The following is a 17446-nucleotide window of genomic DNA, read 5'->3' as shown; positions in this document are numbered from 1 at the left end:
GCGTCCTGTCGTGCGTGTCGCGCGGGAGCCGGGCCACGCGAGTGGCTCTGGTTCCACCTCCCTCCGGTGCGGTGGATGGGGCTGGCGGCGGTGTCCGGGCTGGCCCGCCGTCAGCCTTCGGGCTGCGCCGGAAACGTCGCGGGCACGACGATCCCGGTCAACATCTTGTGTGGACCATCGTCGATGGAAGCGCTCCCATCGGCGATGCTGCGACTGTAACGCCCGTTACGAGTTTGTGAAACCCCCAGAACGAGATCGAAACATCTGACTGCGCTTCGTCGGTCGCTCCTTGTTGTGGGAGCGCTTCCATGCAAGACTGTCGAACACCGCGACGAGGAGCCAGCTCACGTGAGCGCGGGTCGCCGAGGGCATCCGGTTTCCGGACGGCACCCCCTACAGGAGGACGGCGGGCGCTGTCGACCAGCGCCGACGCCCCGTCCCCACCCCGGCCGGGCCGGATCGACCACCAATTCCCGAGCGCCTCCGTCCCCCCGTGCCACGGCATGTGGAGGCGCTCCCGCCGGGGCCCCGCGCCCCGGCCTGGTCCGAGGAGACACCGCGCAGATGAGACTCATGGCAAGACGTCGCCGAACGGCGATGCTCGCCGCCGCCGCGCTGGCCGCGACCGGGGTGGCCCTGCCCGCCGGCGCCGCGCAGGCCGCGCCGGCGTGCGACGTGGTCTACGCCACCAACGACTGGGGCAGCGGCTTCACCGCCAACATCACCATCAAGAACCTGGGCGACGCCGTCACGAGCTGGACGCTGAAGTGGACGTTCCCCAACAGCAGCCAGCGGGTCGTGCAGGGCTGGTCGGCGAAGTACAGCCAGACCGGCAGCGAGGTGACCGCGACCAACGAGTCGTACAACGGCAGCCTCGGCACCGGGGCGTCGACGACCATCGGGTTCAACGGCAGCTACTCCGGCAGCAACCCGAAGCCCACCGCGTTCACGCTCAACGGCGTGGCCTGCAACGGCACCCCCGCCAACCAGCCGCCGACGGTCTCCCTCGGCGTGCCGACCGGGCCCTTCGAGGCCCCGGCGGACGTGCCGCTGACCGCCACCGCCAGCGACCCGGACGGCACGATCAGCAAGGTCGAGTTCTACCGCAACGGCCTGCTGGTCAACACCGACACCACCGCCCCGTACGGCTACACGCTGGAGGACCTGCCGGCCGGCAGCTACACCGTCCAGGCCAAGGCGTACGACAACGCCAACGGCGTCGCCGTCGCCGAGAAGGCGTTCACCGTCGCCCCGGCCTCCGGCCCGCGGCTGGTGGCCACCCCGTCCTCGGTGAGCGTGAGCGAGGGCGGCACCGCGACGTTCAACCTCAAGCTCAGCGCGGCCCCGACCGCCAACGTCCCGGTGACGCTCACCCGCACCGGCGACAGCGACATCACCGCCACGCCGGCCTCGGTCACCCTGACGCCGTCGAACTGGAACACCGGGACGACCGTCACGGTCGCGGCGGCGGAGGACGCCGACACCGTCGGCGGCACCGCCACCATCACCGCCTCCGGCACCGGCCTCGCCCCGCTCGCGGTCACCGCCACCGAGGTCGACAACGACGTCCCCGGCGGGGACAACGACTACCTCAAGAAGTTCCTCGACCAGTACGGCAAGATCAAGAACTCGGGCTACTTCAGCCCCGAGGGCGTGCCGTACCACTCGGTCGAGACGCTGATCGTCGAGGCGCCCGACCACGGCCACGAGACCACCTCCGAGGCGTTCAGCTTCTGGCTGTGGCTGGAGGCCTACTACGGGCGGGCCACCCAGAACTGGGCCCCGTTCAACAACGCCTGGACGGTGATGGAGAAGTACATCATCCCGTCGCACGCCGACCAGTCCACGGCCGGCTCCGCCGGCACCCCGCAGTACGCCGCGGAGCACAACCTGCCCAGCCAGTACCCCTCGGCGCTGGAGGCGAACGTCTCCGTCGGCGCGGACCCGCTGCGCTCGGAGCTGCAGAGCACCTACGGCACCGGCGACATCTACGGCATGCACTGGCTGCTCGACGTCGACAACACCTACGGCTTCGGCCGCTGCGGCGACGGCACCAGCCGCCCGGCGTACATCAACACCTTCCAGCGGGGCACCCAGGAGTCGGTGTGGGAGACCATCCCGCAGCCGTCCTGCGACACCTTCAAGCACGGCGGCCAGTACGGCTACCTCGACCTGTTCGTCAAGGAGGCCAACGCCCCCGCCAAGCAGTGGAAGTACACCAACGCCCCCGACGCGGACGCCCGCGCCGTGCAGGCCGCGTACTGGGCCCTGACCTGGGCCAAGGCGCAGAACAAGCAGGCCGACATCGCCGCCACCGTGACCAAGGCCGCGAAGATGGGCGACTACCTGCGGTACGCCATGTTCGACAAGTACTTCAAGAAGATCGGCAACTGCGTCGGGCCCACCACCTGCCCGGCCGGCACCGGCAAGGACTCGGCGCACTACCTGATGTCCTGGTACTACGCCTGGGGCGGCGCGTACGAGCCCAACCAGAACTGGTCGTGGCGCATCGGCTCCAGCCACAACCACTTCGGCTACCAGAACCCGTTCGCGGCCTGGGCGCTGACCAACGTGGCCGAGCTCAAGCCGCAGTCCCCGACCGCCGTCGCCGACTGGCAGAAGAGCCTCGACCGGCAGTTGGAGTTCTACACCTGGCTCCAGTCCGCCGAGGGCGGCATCGCCGGCGGCGCCACCAACAGCTGGGACGGCCACTACGGCACCCCGCCGGCCGGCACCGCCACCTTCTACGGCATGTTCTACGACGTCGACCCGGTCTACAACGACCCGCCCTCGAACCAGTGGTTCGGGATGCAGGCCTGGTCGATGCAGCGCATCGCCGAGCTCTACCTGGCCACCGGCAACGCCAAGGCCAAGGCGCTGCTGGACAAGTGGGTGCCGTGGGCGATCGCCAACACCACGCTCGGCGCGAACTGGTCGATCCCGTCGGACATGAAGTGGACCGGCCAGCCGAACAACTGGAACCCGAGCATCCCGCAGCCCAACACCAACCTGCACGTCGAGGTCACCGTCAAGGGCCAGGACGTCGGCGTCACCGCCGCCTACGCCCGGACCCTGATCGCGTACGCGGCCAAGTCCGGCGACACGGCGGCCAAGACCACCGCCAAGGGGCTGCTCGACGCCCTGTCGGCGGCGGCCGACGCCAAGGGCGTCTCGACGCCGGAGAAGCGCGGCGACTACCGGCGCTTCGACGACGTCTACGACGCCGGCACCGGGCAGGGCCTCTACGTCCCGTCCGGCTGGACCGGGAAGATGCCCAACGGCGACACCATCGCCTCGGGCAAGAGCTTCCTGGACATCCGGTCGTTCTACAAGAACGACCCCGACTGGCCGAAGGTGCAGGCCTACCTGAACGGCGGCCCCGAGCCGACGTTCAACTACCACCGGTTCTGGGCGCAGGCCGACGTCGCCATGGCCTACGCCGACTACGGAAACCTGTTCCCGAACGGGTGACCGCGATCCCTCCGGGCGGGCGGCGCGGCCCCGCCCGCCCGGAGACCGGCCGGGCCCGGGGGAACGATGGGCCCGGCCGGCGGGGGGCCTGACCCGACGGTCGGGCCGGGACGGGTCGGCCGGCCGGCCAACGCAGCGGACCGGCCGGCCCGTCCCACCGCCCGAAGCCGAACTTGCCGCGAAAAGAGCCCGTCCAGGGATCACGTGACGGTGTCGGACGGAGTAACGTACGTCACCGGAGAGGCCGCTCCCCCCGTGGCGGCCTCTCCCTTCACGTTCGGGGTGCGGTGACCGGGTGCCGCAGCCCCGGGTGCCCGGCCGGCAGTGACCGGCGGACCACCACCCAGCTCCCCGCCAGCGCCGCCGCCACCAGCGGCCAGCTCAGCGCCACCCGCGCCACGACCAGCGCCACCACCTGGTCGCCGAGGTAGAGCGGCACGAAGACCGCCACCCGCAGCACGTAGGTGGCCGCCCACACCCAACTGCCCCGCGCGTACGCCCGCAGCAGCGCCGGGTCGCGCCGCCACCGCCCCCGCTGGCGCAGCGCCACCCCGACCAGCACGCCCAGCAACGGCCAGCGGACCACGACGCTCACGATCCAGGCCAGCGCGCTGGCCGCGTTCGACACCACCTGGACGAGGAAGAAGTCGGCGGCCCGCCCGGTGCGCAGCGCGATCAGGGCGGCCACGCTGACCGCGAGCAGCCCGATCAGCACCGAGCGCGGCCGGTGCCCCCGGCGCAGCCGCCAGAGCGCCACCGCCGTGCCGGCCAGCACGGCGGCGGCGACCCCGCCGAGCAGCGAGTGGCCCGTGGCCAGCCAGCCGACCGCGAACGCCACCGGCGGTGCGGTGGCGTCCACCGCGCCCCGCCGCCCCCCGAGCAGGTCCGCGAGGGACTCCGGCTGCTCGGCGGGTCGTGCCGGGCCCGAGGGCCGGTCGCCGGGTCGTGCCGGGCCCGAGGGCTGGTCGGCGGGTCGCGGTGGGCCCGACGGGCCGGGCTGGGGTGTCGCGGTCACCGGCAACCTCCTGTCTGTCCGACCCAAACTAGCGCCGGGAAGCCGGCGGGCCCCCGGGAGACGCGGCGAGGCGTGCCGCTACGGTGTGCGGGTGCGCGCGACGGCGAGGGGTTGGACGGCGGTCTGGTTGGTCCTGCTTGCCCTGGCCCAGACAGCGGCCTTCGTCGTCGTCTGGCGTGCCGCCCTGCACACCGAGCTGGGCCAGTGGGTCGACACCGTCGCGCTCACCGGCAACCGGATCGGCCAGGACCGCATCGCCGAGCCGGTGGACCGCATCCTCAACACGATGTCCGTCGTGTCGCTGCTGGCGGCGACCGCCGTGATCGGGTTCATCGCGCTGATCCGGCGCAGGGTCGCGCTGGCCGTCACCGCCACCCTGCTGATCGCCGGGGCGAACGTCACCACCCAACTGCTCAAGCACTTCCTGGCCCGGCCGAACTACGGGATCGACCCCGAACGGGTCGCCGCCGGCAACAGCCTGCCCAGCGGGCACGCCACCGTGGCGGCCTCCGTGGCGCTGGCGCTGATCCTGGTGCTCCCGACCACCGTGCGGGTGCTCGGCGCGTTCCTCGGCGCCGCGTACGCCGCGATCGCCGGCGTGGCGACCCTGTCGGCCGGCTGGCACCGCCCCAGCGACGCCGTCGTCGCGTTCCTCGTGGTGGGGGTGTGGGCGGCGCTGGGTGGGCTGTTGCTGCTGTTCACCCAGCGGGAACAGGCCCAGGTGGAGCCCGGCGACGCCCACCGGATCGCGCCCGTGGTGCTCGGCCTGTTCGGCGCGCTGGCCGTCGTGGCGTCCGGGTTGGCCCTGTCCTGGCTGGTCGACCTGCCCCACCGGACCCCGGACGAGATGGGCCAGCGGACGCTGCTCGTCGGCTACGCCGGCAGCGCCGCCGGCATCGCCGGGACGATGGCCCTGGTGGCGGCGCCGGTGCTCGCCCTCGTGCACCGCGTCGTGCCCCGCATCAAGGGCTGACCGCCGGGAGGACCGTGGAAAGCGTACGGACGGCGTTCCGGGACGAGTGCGCGCGGCTCGGCGAGGTGCTGCGCGGCGTCGACGAGGCGCAGCTCGACCGCCCGACCGACTGCCGGCCGTGGACCGTGCGCGAGCTGCTGGCCCACGTGCGCACCGGAGCGGGCCGGCTGGTCGACATGCTCGCCGCGCCGGCCCCGCCCCGCGCGAGGGTCGACGCCGTCGGCTACTACGGCGCCGCCAAGTTCACCCCGCCGGTGGACGCCGCCCGGATCGACAGCGGCCGGCACGAGGCCCGGGAAATCGACGGGCCGGCCCTGGTGGCGGACTTCGAGCGGGCCTGGCGGGCCGCTCTCGCCGCCGTCGACGCCGCACCGCCGTCCCGGGTGGTGCGCACCCGGCACGGCGACGCGATGGCGCTCGGCGAGTTCCTGCGTACCCGCGTGGTGGAGGTCGGGGTGCACGGCCTGGACCTGGCGGCGGCGCTGGACCGGCGGCCGTGGCTGACGCCCACCGCCGCGCGGGTCGTCGCCGACCTGTTCACCGGCGGGCGGCCCGTCCCGCCCGAGCTGGGCTGGGACCGGCTCACGCTGATCCGCAAGGCCACCGGACGGGCCGGGCTCACCGACGGGGAGCGGGCCGCCGCCGACGCCGCCGGCTTCCGCTGGCTCTCCTTCGGCGGCTGACCCGAAATTCGTGACCGACGCCCGCAGGCGTCGGCCGGTCTCAGGCGTCCGCGCCGAGCGGGTCGGCCGCCGGGCGCGGCGCGGGCACGTGCGGTGCCGCCCGACGCAGGTGCTCCAGCACGACCGGGTCGATCCGGCCGGGCACCAGACGCTCCTCGAGGTTCTCCAGGCCGGCCCAGTCGAAGAGCGCCTCCTCCGGCCGCGCCGGATCGACCGGGTGGCCGAGCGCGGCCAGCAGCGCGCCGACCTCGGCGGCGACCGAGCCCGTGAGGTCGATCAGGGTGGCCGGGTCGGGGCGGGTGAACAGCAGGGTGTGCACCGCGAGGAGCCGATCCAGCTCGGCCACCGGGTCCGGGTGGTCGTCGACCCGCAGGTCGACCAGGACGTCGCCGGTGCCGGCGTACCCGCCGCCGCGCTCGACCACCAGCAGCCCCGCGCTCTGCCGGCCGCGCCGGTCGCCCCCGGCCCGGTCCCCGGCGTGCAGCGCGGCGAGCAGCCGCTCGGGAAACGGCAGTGCGCCCCCGCCCAGCCAGGCGTCCCGGATCGCGTCGATCACCTGCGGGCCGATCAGGATGTTGCCCTGCGCCGCCCAGCCGTCCCCGGCCTGACCCCCGGCCCACGGGTGGCAGGCCGGGCCGGTCCAGCTCGCCCCCGCGCCCGTGGCGCCGACCACGCCGAGCTGGCGATATTCCCGTTCCGCGTCGGCGGCGACCAGCCCGGCCACCACGCCGTCGGCGTCCACCCCGGTGCGCAGCAGGGCCAGGCCCTGCGGGCGGTAGGCGAGGTTGACGTGGGCCTGGGTGGCGAGCGCGCCGACGTCGGCCTCGGCGGCCGGCACGAGCGCGCCGGCGGCCAGGAAGCGGCTGGCCACGATGACGCCGTGCTGGCGGCCGTCGTCGGAGCGGGCGACGAGGGAGAAGGTCACCAGTAGAGATTAGCTCGCGACGCCGGGTAGCGACTCCGGTGGTCGCCGTGCCCGGGACCTCCGGCGGATCCTGCTCGGCGGCGGCCCGAGCGGGCACCACCGGCCAGTGACGACGTGTCGCGGGGTCGGCGCAGGGCGCCGACGGCCGGTGACGCCGCGTCGGCGGGGCCGGGGCAGGGGGGGGCGGCGGCCGGTGACGCCGTTCAGTGGGGCCGGCGCAGGGGGCCGGGGTGGACGGACCAGAGGAGGCGACGCCACCGGGGGCGGGTGGCGCGCAGCGCCGTCACGTAGTCGGTGGCGGTCGCGACGGCCCGCGCGGCCTCCTCGGGGGCGGCCGTGCCCGGGGCGAAGGCCATCCGGTTGAGCAGGCCGGCCAGCTCCTCCAGCCGCGCACCGAGGTCTGCGGCGTCGGCCGGAGCCCGGTGCGGGCCGGCTCCGACGAGGCCGGAGCCGGTGCCGACGGGGCCGGCACCGATCGGGCCGGGGACGGCTCCAACGAGGGCCCGGCGGGCGTGGGCGGCGACCTCGGAGGCGGAGAGGTCCCCGCCGGCCGGCCGCCCGGCCAGCCGCAGCGCGTCGGTGACCTCCCGCCAGGCGCCCGCGATCCGCTGGCCGGGGTCGCCCCGCTCCAGTCGCGCCCGGGTCCGCGCCCGGCGCGCCAGCAGCAGCGCGAGCAGCGCGGCCACGACCAGCAGCAGCGCGCCGCCCGCCCCGAGGCCGACCAGCAGCGCCGTCGGCGGCCCGCCGGCCTCGGCCGGCCCGCCCGGCCCGGCCACCGGCTCCGGCGACGCGGTCGGCTCCACCGTCGGCTCCGGGGCCTCCGACGGCGGCGGGTCCTCCGGCTTCGGGCGGAAGTCCTCCTCCACCGGGCGTGGCTCGTCGTCCGGGCGGGGCAGCGGGTCGAACGGCACCCAACCCAACCCGGAGAAGAACACCTCCGGCCAGGCGAACGCGTCCGCCGCGCGCACCGGCCCGTCCCCGGAGGACTCGAACCCCACCACCACCCGGGTCGGCAGCCCCGACAGCCGGCCCAGCACCGCGAACGCCGCCGCGAACTGCTCCGACGTGCCGCGCTGCCCGCCGCCGTCGCGCCGGCCGAAGAGGAAGAACTCCAGGTTCGGGTACGCGTGCCCGCTCGGCGCGTCCGCCACCACCCGGTAGTGCTCGGCGAGGAACTGCTCGATCGCCGCCGCCCGCGCGTACGGGGCGCCGTTCTCCTCGGCGAGCTGGGCGGCGAGCCGGCGCAGCGGCTCCGGCACCCCGTCGGCCACCCGCAGCACCCGGGCCACCGCGTCGCCGGCCGGCACGTCCGCCGTGGCCAGCAGGTTGGTGTCCGGCCGCTCCGCCGCCGAGGTGACCGTGTACCGCAGCCCCGGCGTCAGCCCCTCCGGCCGGATCAGCGTCCCCGTCAGCGGGTCGTACGCCACCCGCGCGCCGGTGACCTCGCGCGGCGTCGCCACCGCCGGCAGCAGCCGGCCGCTCAGGTCCGCCACGGTGACCTCCTGCCGGACCGTCTCCACGGTCGCCCCGGGCGCGGGCTCGACCACCGGCAGGATCCGGCCCGCGTTGCGGTACGTCGCCCCGACCCGCCACGTCACCCCGTCGTAGTCGCTGAGCACCGCCAGCCGCAGCCGCGTCGACCGGGTGCGCTCCCCACCGGGCGTCCGCACCTCCAGCAGCCGCTGCTCCGGGTTCAGCGCCCAGCCGGAGATCCTGATCAGCGGGTTCTCGTCCAGCGACTCCACCCGGGGCGGCTCCACGTACCGCCGGGGGTCAACCGGCCGCTGGTCGACCCGCCCGGCCAGCGCCGGGCCCAGCAGGGCGGCCAGCCCCACCACCACGGCCAGGCCGGCGGCGGTGGTGGCCGCGAGGCGGGCCCGAACGGCCGCCCGCACCCCGGGGGCGAGCCCGGCGACCGGGTCCGCGACCGGCGGCCCCGCACCCCGGGACGGCACCGCCAGGCCGAGCGCGGCCACCGCCGCGAACGCCACCGTCGGCCAGGTGGCCGGGTCGGCGTTCGGGCCGACCAGGAACACCGCCCCGGCGTACAGCAGCGTCGGCGGCAGGTACCCCAGCAGCACCCGACCGGCCCGCAGCGCCACCTCCGCGCCGGCCAGCCCGGCCAGCCACGCCGCGACCAGCGGCACCAGCACGGTGTCCGGGGTCGGTTCCACGGGGATCATCGCGGTCAGCAGCCGGGGGATGCCGTTGCGCGCCGCGTCCGCCGCCACGCCCGTCAGCGCGCCGGGCAGCCCGGCCGCGTCGGCGGACACCCGCAGCGACCAGAGCGTGAAACCCGCCAGGGCCGCCACCGACAGCGGCGCGACCAGCCAGGACGGCAGCCGCCGGGCGGCCACGCTGACCAGCACCGAGCCGGCCGCCGCGAACAGCACCAGCCGGGTCAGCAGGCCGCCCGCGTACACCCGGCCGAGCACCACCCCGGTCAGCGCGACCATCGCCACCAGCACGAGCGGCAGCGGCGCGGCGCGCAGCGCCCGCAGCAACCTCACCACCGGCGGACCCCGTCCCACTCGGCCGCGAACGCGGCCCCGTCCGCCGCGTCGACCACCCGCATCCCGGTGGCGGCGGGCGGCGACGGCTCGGCCGCCCCGAAGACCCCCGCCAGCACCGACGGGTACGCCCCGCGCAGCGCGCCGAGCTGCCCCAGGTCGCCCCGGCCGCCCGGCCCGGTGAGGAAGACCAGCGTGTCGCCGAGCCGCCGCTGACGCAGCCGGGCCGTCGCGGCGCGCAGCGCCGGGGCGGCGTCCCCGGCGTCCAGCCGCACGGCGGCGAGCCGGTCCAGCGGCCCGGCCCCCGCCTCGGCGGCCACCGTGGGCGGCGCGAGCCGGGCCCGCAGCCGGCCCACCACCCGGCCGACCCGCCACCCGGCCCCGGCCGACGCCTGCCCGCCCGGTCGACCGCTCCCGTCCGGCGACGCCTGCCCACCCCCGGCGGCCGACGGCTCCCCGCCCTCGGCGGGCCGGTCGGCGGCCACCAGCAGCAGAGCCACCGGCAGGTCGGCGCGCAGCGCCGCCGTCACCACCGACGCCGCCGCCTCGCACGCCGCCTCGAACGACTCCGGGTCCGGGTGGGCGGCGGCCCGGTCGTCCAGCAGCACCACGATCCGGGGCAGGCTGGTGTCCACGTTCTCCCGCACCATCAGCTCGCCCACCCGGGCGCTGGTGCGCCAGTGCACCCGGCGCAGCTCGTCGCCGACCACGTACTCCCGCAGCGAGTCGAAGGTGATCGACCCGTGCGGCACCCCGTCCACCCGGCCGTCGAGGCTGCGCCCCGCCCCCGTCGGCACCGCCACCAGCGGGTGCACGCGCGGGTGCACCCAGACCGGCACCGCGCCCCCGTACGAGCGGGCCAGCGCCACCAGCCCCAGCGGGTCGCGCCGGATGACCCGCAGCGGCCCCACCGGCACCACGCCCCGGCGGTCCGTCGGCACGTCGTACGTGACCGTGGTGTCCCGCCCCGGGCGCAGCCGCAGCACCGGCACCGGCACGGCCCGGTCCCCGCAGCGGTCCTCCGCCAGCAGGTTCGCCGCCCGCAGCCGCCCCACGTTGCGCACCGTCAGCGTCATCCGCGCCGGCTCGCCCCGCGACACCCGGTCCGGGTCGGCGTGCCGCGTCACCTCCAGCCGGGGCCGCCACAGCGCCACCAGCAGGGCGTACCCGACCGCGACCGCCGCCGCCGCGCCGAGCAGGGCCAGCTCCGGGTACGCGAACCGGAACCCGGCGGCGAGCAGCGCCACGGCGGCCACGAGCAGCCCGGCGCCCCGGGCGGTGATCCCCACGTCTCCTCCGGCCCGCCTCAGCCCTGGGCCGGGGTCGGGGCGACCTGCCCCGACGGCAGCGGCACCGGCACCGACGCCACCGCCTGGCGCAACACCTCTGCGGCGGTCACCCCGCGCACCTGCGCGTCGGGGCTGAGCAGCAGCCGGTGCGCGAACACCGGCTCGGCCAGGGCCTTCAGGTCCTCCGGCATGATCCAGCCCCGGCCGTCGATCAGCGCGTACGCGCACGCCGCCCGGGTCAGGGCGATCACCCCACGGGGGCTCACCCCCACCCGCACCTGCGGATGGCCCCGGGTCGCGGCGGCCAGCCGGACCGCGTACGCGTACAGCGGCTCGGCGATGTGCACCCGCCGGGCCATCCCCACCATCTGCCCGACCGTGTCCGTGTCGGTGATCGCCGGCAGCGCCTCGGGGGAGCGGACCGTCGCCCCGCGCAGCACCTCCACCTCGACCGCCTCGTCCGGGTACCCCACGGAGAGCTTCACCAGGAACCGGTCGAGCTGCGCCTCCGGCAGCCGGTACGTGCCGTCCATCTCCACCGGGTTCTGCGTGGCGACCACCAGGAACGGCTGCGGCACGGGGTGCCGGACCCCGTCCACGGTGACGGTGCGCTCCTCCATCACCTCCAGCAGCGCCGACTGGGTCTTCGGCGACGCCCGGTTGATCTCGTCGGCGATGACGATGTTGGCGAACACCGGCCCCGGGTGGAACTCGAAGCCCCGGGTCGCCTGGTTGAAGATCGTCACACCGGAGACGTCGGAGGGGAGCAGGTCCGGGGTGAACTGGATGCGCCGCCACCGCCCCTTCACGGTGGCGGCGATCGCCCGGGCCAGGGTGGTCTTACCGACCCCCGGCACGTCCTCCAGCAGCACGTGCCCCTGCGCGAACAGCGCCGTCAGCGCCAGCCGGACCACCTGCGGCTTGCCCAGCACCACCGAGTTGACGTTCTCCGCCAGCCGGGCGGCGAGGGCGGCGAAGCCCTGCACCTCCGGCTGGGTGAGCGGTTCGTGGGTGGTGTTCACGGCGGGGCTCCTTGCCTGATGGCGCGGTCAGCAGGTCGGCAGGACGTCGATGTCGTCGCCGCCTTCGAGGTTGAGCCAGGCCCACGGGATGTAGTTCTTCCCCTCGTACTCGACCCGCACCCACCAGGTGCTCTGCTTCTGGTCGTTGTAGATCCACGAGTCGACGTTCTCGCCCCGCACCCGGCAGTACGCCTTCAGCCGCGTGCCCGGCCTCGCCCAGCCGGCCTGCTGGTCGTTGTCCTGCCGGGGAACCCGGAAGATCTCGTTGCCGTTGCGGCCGTCCACGTCCCTGTCGCAGTAGGTGCGCTGGTCGCCGTCGGGGCCGTTGTTGCAGGTCGCCACCCCGTACAGGTCGTCGGTGGTCTGGCGGCGGGTCGCGGTGCCCTCGCCGGCGGCGTTGCTCGCCGTCACCGTGGCCGTGTACGCCGTCCCCGGCTTCAGGCCAGGCACCGCCGCGCTGGCGCAGTCGCGCGCGGTGACCGGCTTCTCGCCCGGGACGCTGACCGTGCAGGTGGCCCGCCCGCCCCCGGCGTCCACCGTGAAGGTGACCGTGACCGCCGTGGCGGTCGCCGAGGAGCCGGTGACGGTCACCCGGGGCGGGGCGACCGTGCGCGCGGTGGTCGTCGCCTCCGCGCCCGGGCCCGCCTCGTTGACCGCCTTCACCCGCACCGTCACGCTCTGCCCGTCGCCCAGGCCGCCCACCGTGGCCTCCGTGTCGGTCACCTCGCTGGCCCGGCCGCCGGCGTCCACCAGGTACTTCGTCACCGGGCGGCCGTTGGCCGGCGCCGGTGACCAGCGCACCGCCACCGTGCCCGGCCGGTCCGCCACCGTCGTGGCCCGCAGCTCCACCGGCGCGCCGGGCGCGGCGAACGGCACCACGGTGTTGCTCACCGGCGAGGACGCCGACCCCGCGCCCCGCTCGCTGACCGCGACCACGGTGAACGCGTACTGCGTGCCGTACTCCAGCTCACCGGCCGGGATCACCAGCTCCGTGCGGGTCGACTCGCCGGCCGGGGCGTTCGCGCCGGCCGAGGCCGCCGTCACCGCGTACCGGGCGATGGTGTTGCCCCGGCCGTCGGCGGCCCGCCAGCGCACCAGCACCGTGCCGTCCGGCCGGGCCTCGGCCGTGACGTCGGTCGGCGGCTCCGGCACCGACGCGGTCGGGGTGACCGGGTTGCTGGTCCGCGCCGGGCCCGCGCCCTTGGCGTTCACCGCGTGCACCGAGAAGCGGTACGTCTCGCCGTTGGTCAGGCCGGTGACCTCCACCGACCGCTGGTTCGCGCCCACCTCGCGGCGCTGGCCGGCGCCCTCCACCACGTACCGGACGATCTCCGCGCCGTTCGCGGCGGCCGGCCGCCAGCTCACCCGGGCCCGCGCGTCGCCGGCCGACGCGGTGACGCCGCGCGGCGCGCTCGGCTTGCCCACCTTCGGCTTCTTCGGCGGAGGCGGCGGCGGGGGCGCCGGCGGCGGGTCGCCGCCGAGCACGTCGTTGGCGTACTTGTTGACCTCGCGCACCCGGTGCTGGTCGTCGACCACCCGGGCCGTCGACGAGTCCGGCGCGTTGATGAACAGCCGGTTCTCCCGCACCTCCAGCTCCAGCGGGCCCGTCGAGCCCTTGCCGCCGATCGTGTCGACGAGCTGGCCGGTGGCGTCGAAGGCGTACACGGTGCCGGTGGCCTCGTCGGCGACGTAGTAGCGGTCCGCCCACGCCACGGCGGGCCGGAGCCCGTCGCCCCGCCCCGGCACGGTGAACTGCCGCTCCTCGCCGCCGGCCCCCACCACGTGGACCCGCCGCTCGCCGGGCACCGTCACCGGCACGCTCGGGCCACTGGTCCGCGCCGGCAGCGCGCCCGGCCCGGCGATCGTCAGCGGGGCACGGACCACCTCGCCGCGCGTCACCCGCACCAGCACCCCGGCGGTCCGGTCGAGCACCGCCACACCGTCGTCGAGGGTGGAGACCACCAGCTCGTGGCTGGGCTCCGCCACGTCGTACGTCTCCACCTTCTTCGGGCTGACCCCCGCGCCGGCCGGCGCGGCCGAGCCCGGCTCCGCCGGCAGCTCCGCCGCCGTGACCGCCGAGACGGTGCCCTCGGCCGGGACGGCGACCCACAGCCGACCCTCGCCGTCGAAGGCGCCCCCGGTGATGCCCGGCGGGTAGCGCACCGGCTCGCCGACCGGGGCCATCGAGCGCGGGTCGAGCTGCCGGACGACGCCCTGCACGGCGTCCACCACGAACGCGGCGTCCTCGTGCAGTGCGACGTTGACGCCGAGCCCCGGCGTGGTCCGCGTCGTCGCGGTGATCTGGAGGGTGGCCAGGTCCAGCGAGCTGACCTGCCCGGTGTGCAGGTCCCGCAGGACCAGCAGCCGGTCGGTCTGGGTGACCTGCATCGGGTGCCGGCGCGAGTCGGGCACCTCCATCCGGGTGTCGACCCGCGCGGTCAGGCCGTTGGCCCGGGCCAGCTCGCTGCGCGCCGCGCTCCACAGCCAGCTACTGGCGTCGTAGTTGACAACCGCGTCGTCGGCGGCGCCCAGCCCCAGGACGGTGAGCCCCATCGCGGCCAGCAGCGCGCCGACCGTGCCGACGGTGACCAGACCGCCGCGCCAGCGCCGCCGGCGGGGAGGGGAGCCCGGTTCCGTGCTGCTCACGGCGTGGTCGATGGTGGCCACAAGCGGCTGCCTCCCCGTGTCATGGTGCCAGGTGAGACACCGTCGGACGGCGAGCCTCCCCTGAGCCGGGTGCCATCATATGGCCCTGCCGGGGGAGGGGGAACCCACACCGTTCGCCTGTGGACACCCAGCGTGTGTGCGGGTGGTGGCCGATCCCGTCAGCCGGGCGTCGCGCCCGCCCCGCGCTCCGTGCAGACCTGCCCGGAGGTGGCGAAGGCGTCGGTCGAGTAGACCGCGAGCACCGTGAAACAGTAGTCCACCCGGGCGTTGAGGCCGTTGACCGTGTAGCTGGTCTGCCCGGGGTCCACCGTGGCCATCACGCCGAGCTTCTGCCCGGTCCGGCCGCCCGCCACCATGAACGGCACCGCCCCGGACGACGGGTCCGTCCAGGTCAGGGCGATCGTGCCCCCGTCGTCGCGCAACTTCAGCTCGCCGGGCGGCGGGCCGCTCGGCTTTGCGGCGGCCGACGGCGACGCGGGCGCCGCCTCCGGGGGAGGCGCCGCGTCGCCGCCGAACACCAGCACCGCGACGCCGACCATGATCGCGAGGACCACGAGCGCCACCACCGCCGCGACGACCATCGTCGTACGGCCGCGCCCCTTCTCCTCGTCCGTGGTCTGCCACGCTTCCTGCGGCGATGGGTAGCCCTCGCCGCTGCGCCAGTCCTCCCGCGCGGACCACCCCTGCGCGGCCTGCCTCTGCTCCGCTGCGGCCTCGGGGTGGTCGCCGTGGACCGGCGCCGGCTCGACGAACGGGTTCGGCGGTGGCGGGGCGGCCGGCGCGTCCAGCCGCGCGGCCGGGGCCTCCCGGCGGCCCGGCGGGGGCGGGACCACGGGCGCGGGCGGCACCGAGAAGGCGTCGACCGGGCCGTCCGGCTCCTCCGCGTACGGGGGCTCGGCGTCGTCCCCCGGATCCGCGTCGACCGGGGGAGCGGGCGGCTGTGGCGGCGCGGCGACGCTCCAAGGCGGTGCCGTCATTCCCCACGGCGGTACGGGCGCCCCGCTGACGGGTGGTCCGCTGATCGGCGGTCCGCTTACGGGTGGGGCGCTGAAGGGGATGCCGCTGACGGGTGGCCTGCTGACGGGTGGGGTGCTGAAAGGCGTGCCACTGACGGGTGGGGCGGACGGCGTGCCGCTGGCGGGTGGCCCGCTCGCCGGTGGGGCGCTGGAGGGCGTGCCGCTCACGGGGACGCTTGGCGGAGGCGGCGTGAACGGCGGGGCGCTGGTCGGCGGACCAGCCACCGACGGCGCGCTCACCGGCGGTGGAGGCGGCATGCTCGGCGGCGTGCTCACCGGGGGAGGTGGCGGCATGCTCGGCGCGGGCGCGATCGGCGGAGCGCTCACCGGAGGCCCGCTCATCGGTGCGTTGGCGGGCGGGGAACTCGCCGGTGGAGCGCTGGTGGGCGGCGTGCTGACCGGGGCGCCTGCGGCCGGGCCGACTGGCGCTCCCGCCTTCGCCGGCGTGCCACCGTTTATGGGCGCCCCGCTCGTCGGCACCGCCGGGCCACCGCTGACCGGAGTGGCCGTGGGGCCGCTCGGCCGGCTGGCCTCCTCGCGCAGCAGAGCGTCGATCTGCCGTACCTGGATGGTGGGCTTGTCCCAGCCGGGTGCCGGCGTGGCCGGCGGCGTCGGTTGCGGTCCCGCCGCGACGGTGGCGCGGGGAGCGTCCGCCGCAGGCGGCTTGTTCCGCGCCTGGGGCTCGTTCCGTGCCTGCGGTGCCGCTGCCGCGTGCGGCGCGGGTGCCGGTGTAGGTGGGTACGCCGGTTGCGGCGGTCCCGGCTGGGGGACGGGGGGCGGAGAGGCGGGCGGGGCAGCGGCCGGTGGTGCCCACGACGAGACAGGCTGCTGCGTCGGTGCCACCGGGCGCGGGGTGGGCGCCGGGCCGGGCTGCGGCGCGGGAGGCGGGATCCGGGGCGCCGGCGGGACGCCCTGGGCGGCCGGCCCCGGCGGAGACGACGCGGGGGCACGGGGACCCGGTACCGGTGGCTGGGTCGGTTGCTGTGCCGGTGCCGGGACCTGAGGTGGGGGCGGGGCCGCGACCCGAGGTGGGGGCGGAAGCTGTTGCTGCGGGCGCGCGGGCGGAAGCTGCTGCGCTGGCGCGGACGCCTGCGGCCCGGGGGGCGGGAACTGGCGCGGCGGTACCGGAGGCGGCGGTGGGACCTGTCGCGGCGGTGCGGACAGCGGGGGCGGTGGTGGAACCTGACGGAGCGGTGCGGACACCGTTGGCGGAGGTGGGACCTGGGCCGGTCGGGGCTGAGGCACGGCGGCCTGAGGCCGGGGCGGGTGCGGCGGGACCGGGCTCAGGGGCACTGTCGGAGCGCCCAGCGCCGTGGGCCCCGGCTGCGGGGCGGGTGGGGCGAAGTGCGGAGCCGGCGCGGCGGACCGTGGGACGGGCACCGTCGGTCCGGGGGCAGCGCCGCTGAGGTAGTGCTGCGCCTGGCGTACCGCCGGGTGGTCCGCGCCGAGCGCGGCGGGCCCGAGGCTGGCGATGCGGGCGTAGTGGCGGCGGGCCTCGTGTCGGTTGCCCAGTTCCTCGGAGACCGCGGCGAGGTCGAGGGTGAGGGCGAGCATCAGCGGGTCGGCCGGGTGCCAGCGGCGCTCGCCGGCGGCGAGGGACTCCTCCAGTACGCGTCGCGCGGCGGTCGGCTCGTCGGCCTCGCGGTGCAGGCGGGCCAGCAGGTGAGCGGTGCTCAGCACCTCCGGGTGGTCCTCGCCGTAGCTGGCCCGGAACGGATCGAGCGCGTCGGCCAGCAGCCGACGCGCCCCGGCGAGGTCGCCGGCGGCGCGCTGGGCCAGCGCCCGGTGTTGGAGGGTGACCAGGGGAGAGGGCTGCGACACGCCGTTCATGCTGCCCGGAAAGGGCGTCCCGACGCCACCCGGCAAGCCGATCAT

The 17446-nt window shown here is 76.2% G+C and carries 10 protein-coding genes; 3 read left to right on the top strand and 7 right to left on the bottom strand.

Annotation, left to right across the window (positions count from 1 at the left end; translation table 11 throughout):
- Positions 1 to 573: 573 nt before the first annotated feature.
- Positions 574 to 3471: a glycoside hydrolase family 48 protein gene (locus LPU43_RS09710; protein ID WP_229399939.1), complete on the top strand. Its 2898-nt coding sequence runs from the start codon at positions 574 to 576 to the stop codon at positions 3469 to 3471.
- A gap of 271 nt (positions 3472 to 3742) precedes the next feature.
- Here LPU43_RS09710 and LPU43_RS09705 read toward each other — a convergent pair whose 3' ends face one another.
- Entirely contained in the window at positions 3743 to 4354 is a 612-nt protein-coding gene (locus tag LPU43_RS09705) for a DUF3159 domain-containing protein (RefSeq protein WP_229400356.1), read from the bottom strand.
- 217 nt (positions 4355 to 4571) lie between these two features.
- Between LPU43_RS09705 and LPU43_RS09700 the strand changes: the two genes are divergently transcribed.
- Together LPU43_RS09700 and LPU43_RS09695 are read left to right on the top strand one after the other, a co-directional pair.
- Positions 4572 to 5459: a phosphatase PAP2 family protein gene (locus tag LPU43_RS09700; RefSeq protein WP_229399938.1), complete on the top strand. Its 888-nt coding sequence runs from the start codon at positions 4572 to 4574 to the stop codon at positions 5457 to 5459.
- Positions 5456 to 6142: a maleylpyruvate isomerase N-terminal domain-containing protein gene (locus LPU43_RS09695; RefSeq protein ID WP_229400355.1), complete on the top strand. Its 687-nt coding sequence runs from the start codon at positions 5456 to 5458 to the stop codon at positions 6140 to 6142. Before LPU43_RS09700 ends, LPU43_RS09695 begins: the two co-directional genes overlap by 4 nt.
- 40 nt (positions 6143 to 6182) lie before the next feature.
- On the opposite strand, the gene LPU43_RS09690 is transcribed toward LPU43_RS09695, so the two are convergent.
- The 6 genes from LPU43_RS09690 to LPU43_RS29065 all read right to left on the bottom strand — a co-directional run bounded on the left by LPU43_RS09690 (position 6183) and on the right by LPU43_RS29065 (position 17401).
- The gene (locus tag LPU43_RS09690) at positions 6183 to 7067 is read right to left on the bottom strand and encodes a DUF1028 domain-containing protein (protein WP_229399937.1); all 885 of its coding nucleotides are present in this window, start codon (positions 7065 to 7067) and stop codon (positions 6183 to 6185) included.
- A gap of 203 nt (positions 7068 to 7270) precedes the next feature.
- Positions 7271 to 9523 (bottom strand): transglutaminase TgpA family protein, encoded by a 2253-nt coding sequence (locus tag LPU43_RS09685; protein WP_229400354.1) that lies wholly within the window; start codon positions 9521 to 9523, stop codon positions 7271 to 7273.
- A 50-nt stretch (positions 9524 to 9573) separates the two neighbouring features.
- The gene (locus LPU43_RS09680) at positions 9574 to 10866 is read right to left on the bottom strand and encodes a DUF58 domain-containing protein (protein WP_229399936.1); all 1293 of its coding nucleotides are present in this window, start codon (positions 10864 to 10866) and stop codon (positions 9574 to 9576) included.
- Between the two features lie 17 nt (positions 10867 to 10883).
- A complete protein-coding gene (locus LPU43_RS09675) occupies positions 10884 to 11888 on the bottom strand; it encodes an AAA family ATPase (protein ID WP_229399935.1) in 1005 nt (334 codons plus the stop codon).
- Positions 11889 to 11915: 27 nt separating this feature from the next.
- Positions 11916 to 14555: a fibronectin type III domain-containing protein gene (locus tag LPU43_RS09670; RefSeq protein ID WP_373321680.1), complete on the bottom strand. Its 2640-nt coding sequence runs from the start codon at positions 14553 to 14555 to the stop codon at positions 11916 to 11918.
- Between the two features lie 158 nt (positions 14556 to 14713).
- Positions 14714 to 17401: a tetratricopeptide repeat protein gene (locus LPU43_RS29065; RefSeq protein ID WP_505845378.1), complete on the bottom strand. Its 2688-nt coding sequence runs from the start codon at positions 17399 to 17401 to the stop codon at positions 14714 to 14716.
- Positions 17402 to 17446 lie beyond the last annotated feature (45 nt).

The organism is Micromonospora okii (assembly GCF_020884795.1).
Taxonomy (GTDB): Bacteria; Actinomycetota; Actinomycetes; order Mycobacteriales; family Micromonosporaceae; genus Micromonospora; species Micromonospora okii.
Note: the sequence above shows the minus strand (reverse complement) of the source record. Positions and strands in the feature narration are given on the sequence as shown.

Excerpts from the sequence above, each read along its gene's own strand:
- LPU43_RS09710 (WP_229399939.1), top strand. The coding sequence starts at position 574 with ATGGCAAGACGTCGCCGAACGGCGATGCTCGCCGCCGCCGCGCTGGCC.
- LPU43_RS09685 (WP_229400354.1), bottom strand. The coding sequence starts at position 9,523 with ATGGTCGCGCTGACCGGGGTGGTGCTCGGCCGGGTGTACGCGGGCGGC.
- LPU43_RS29065 (WP_505845378.1), bottom strand. The coding sequence starts at position 17,401 with ATGAACGGCGTGTCGCAGCCCTCTCCCCTGGTCACCCTCCAACACCGG.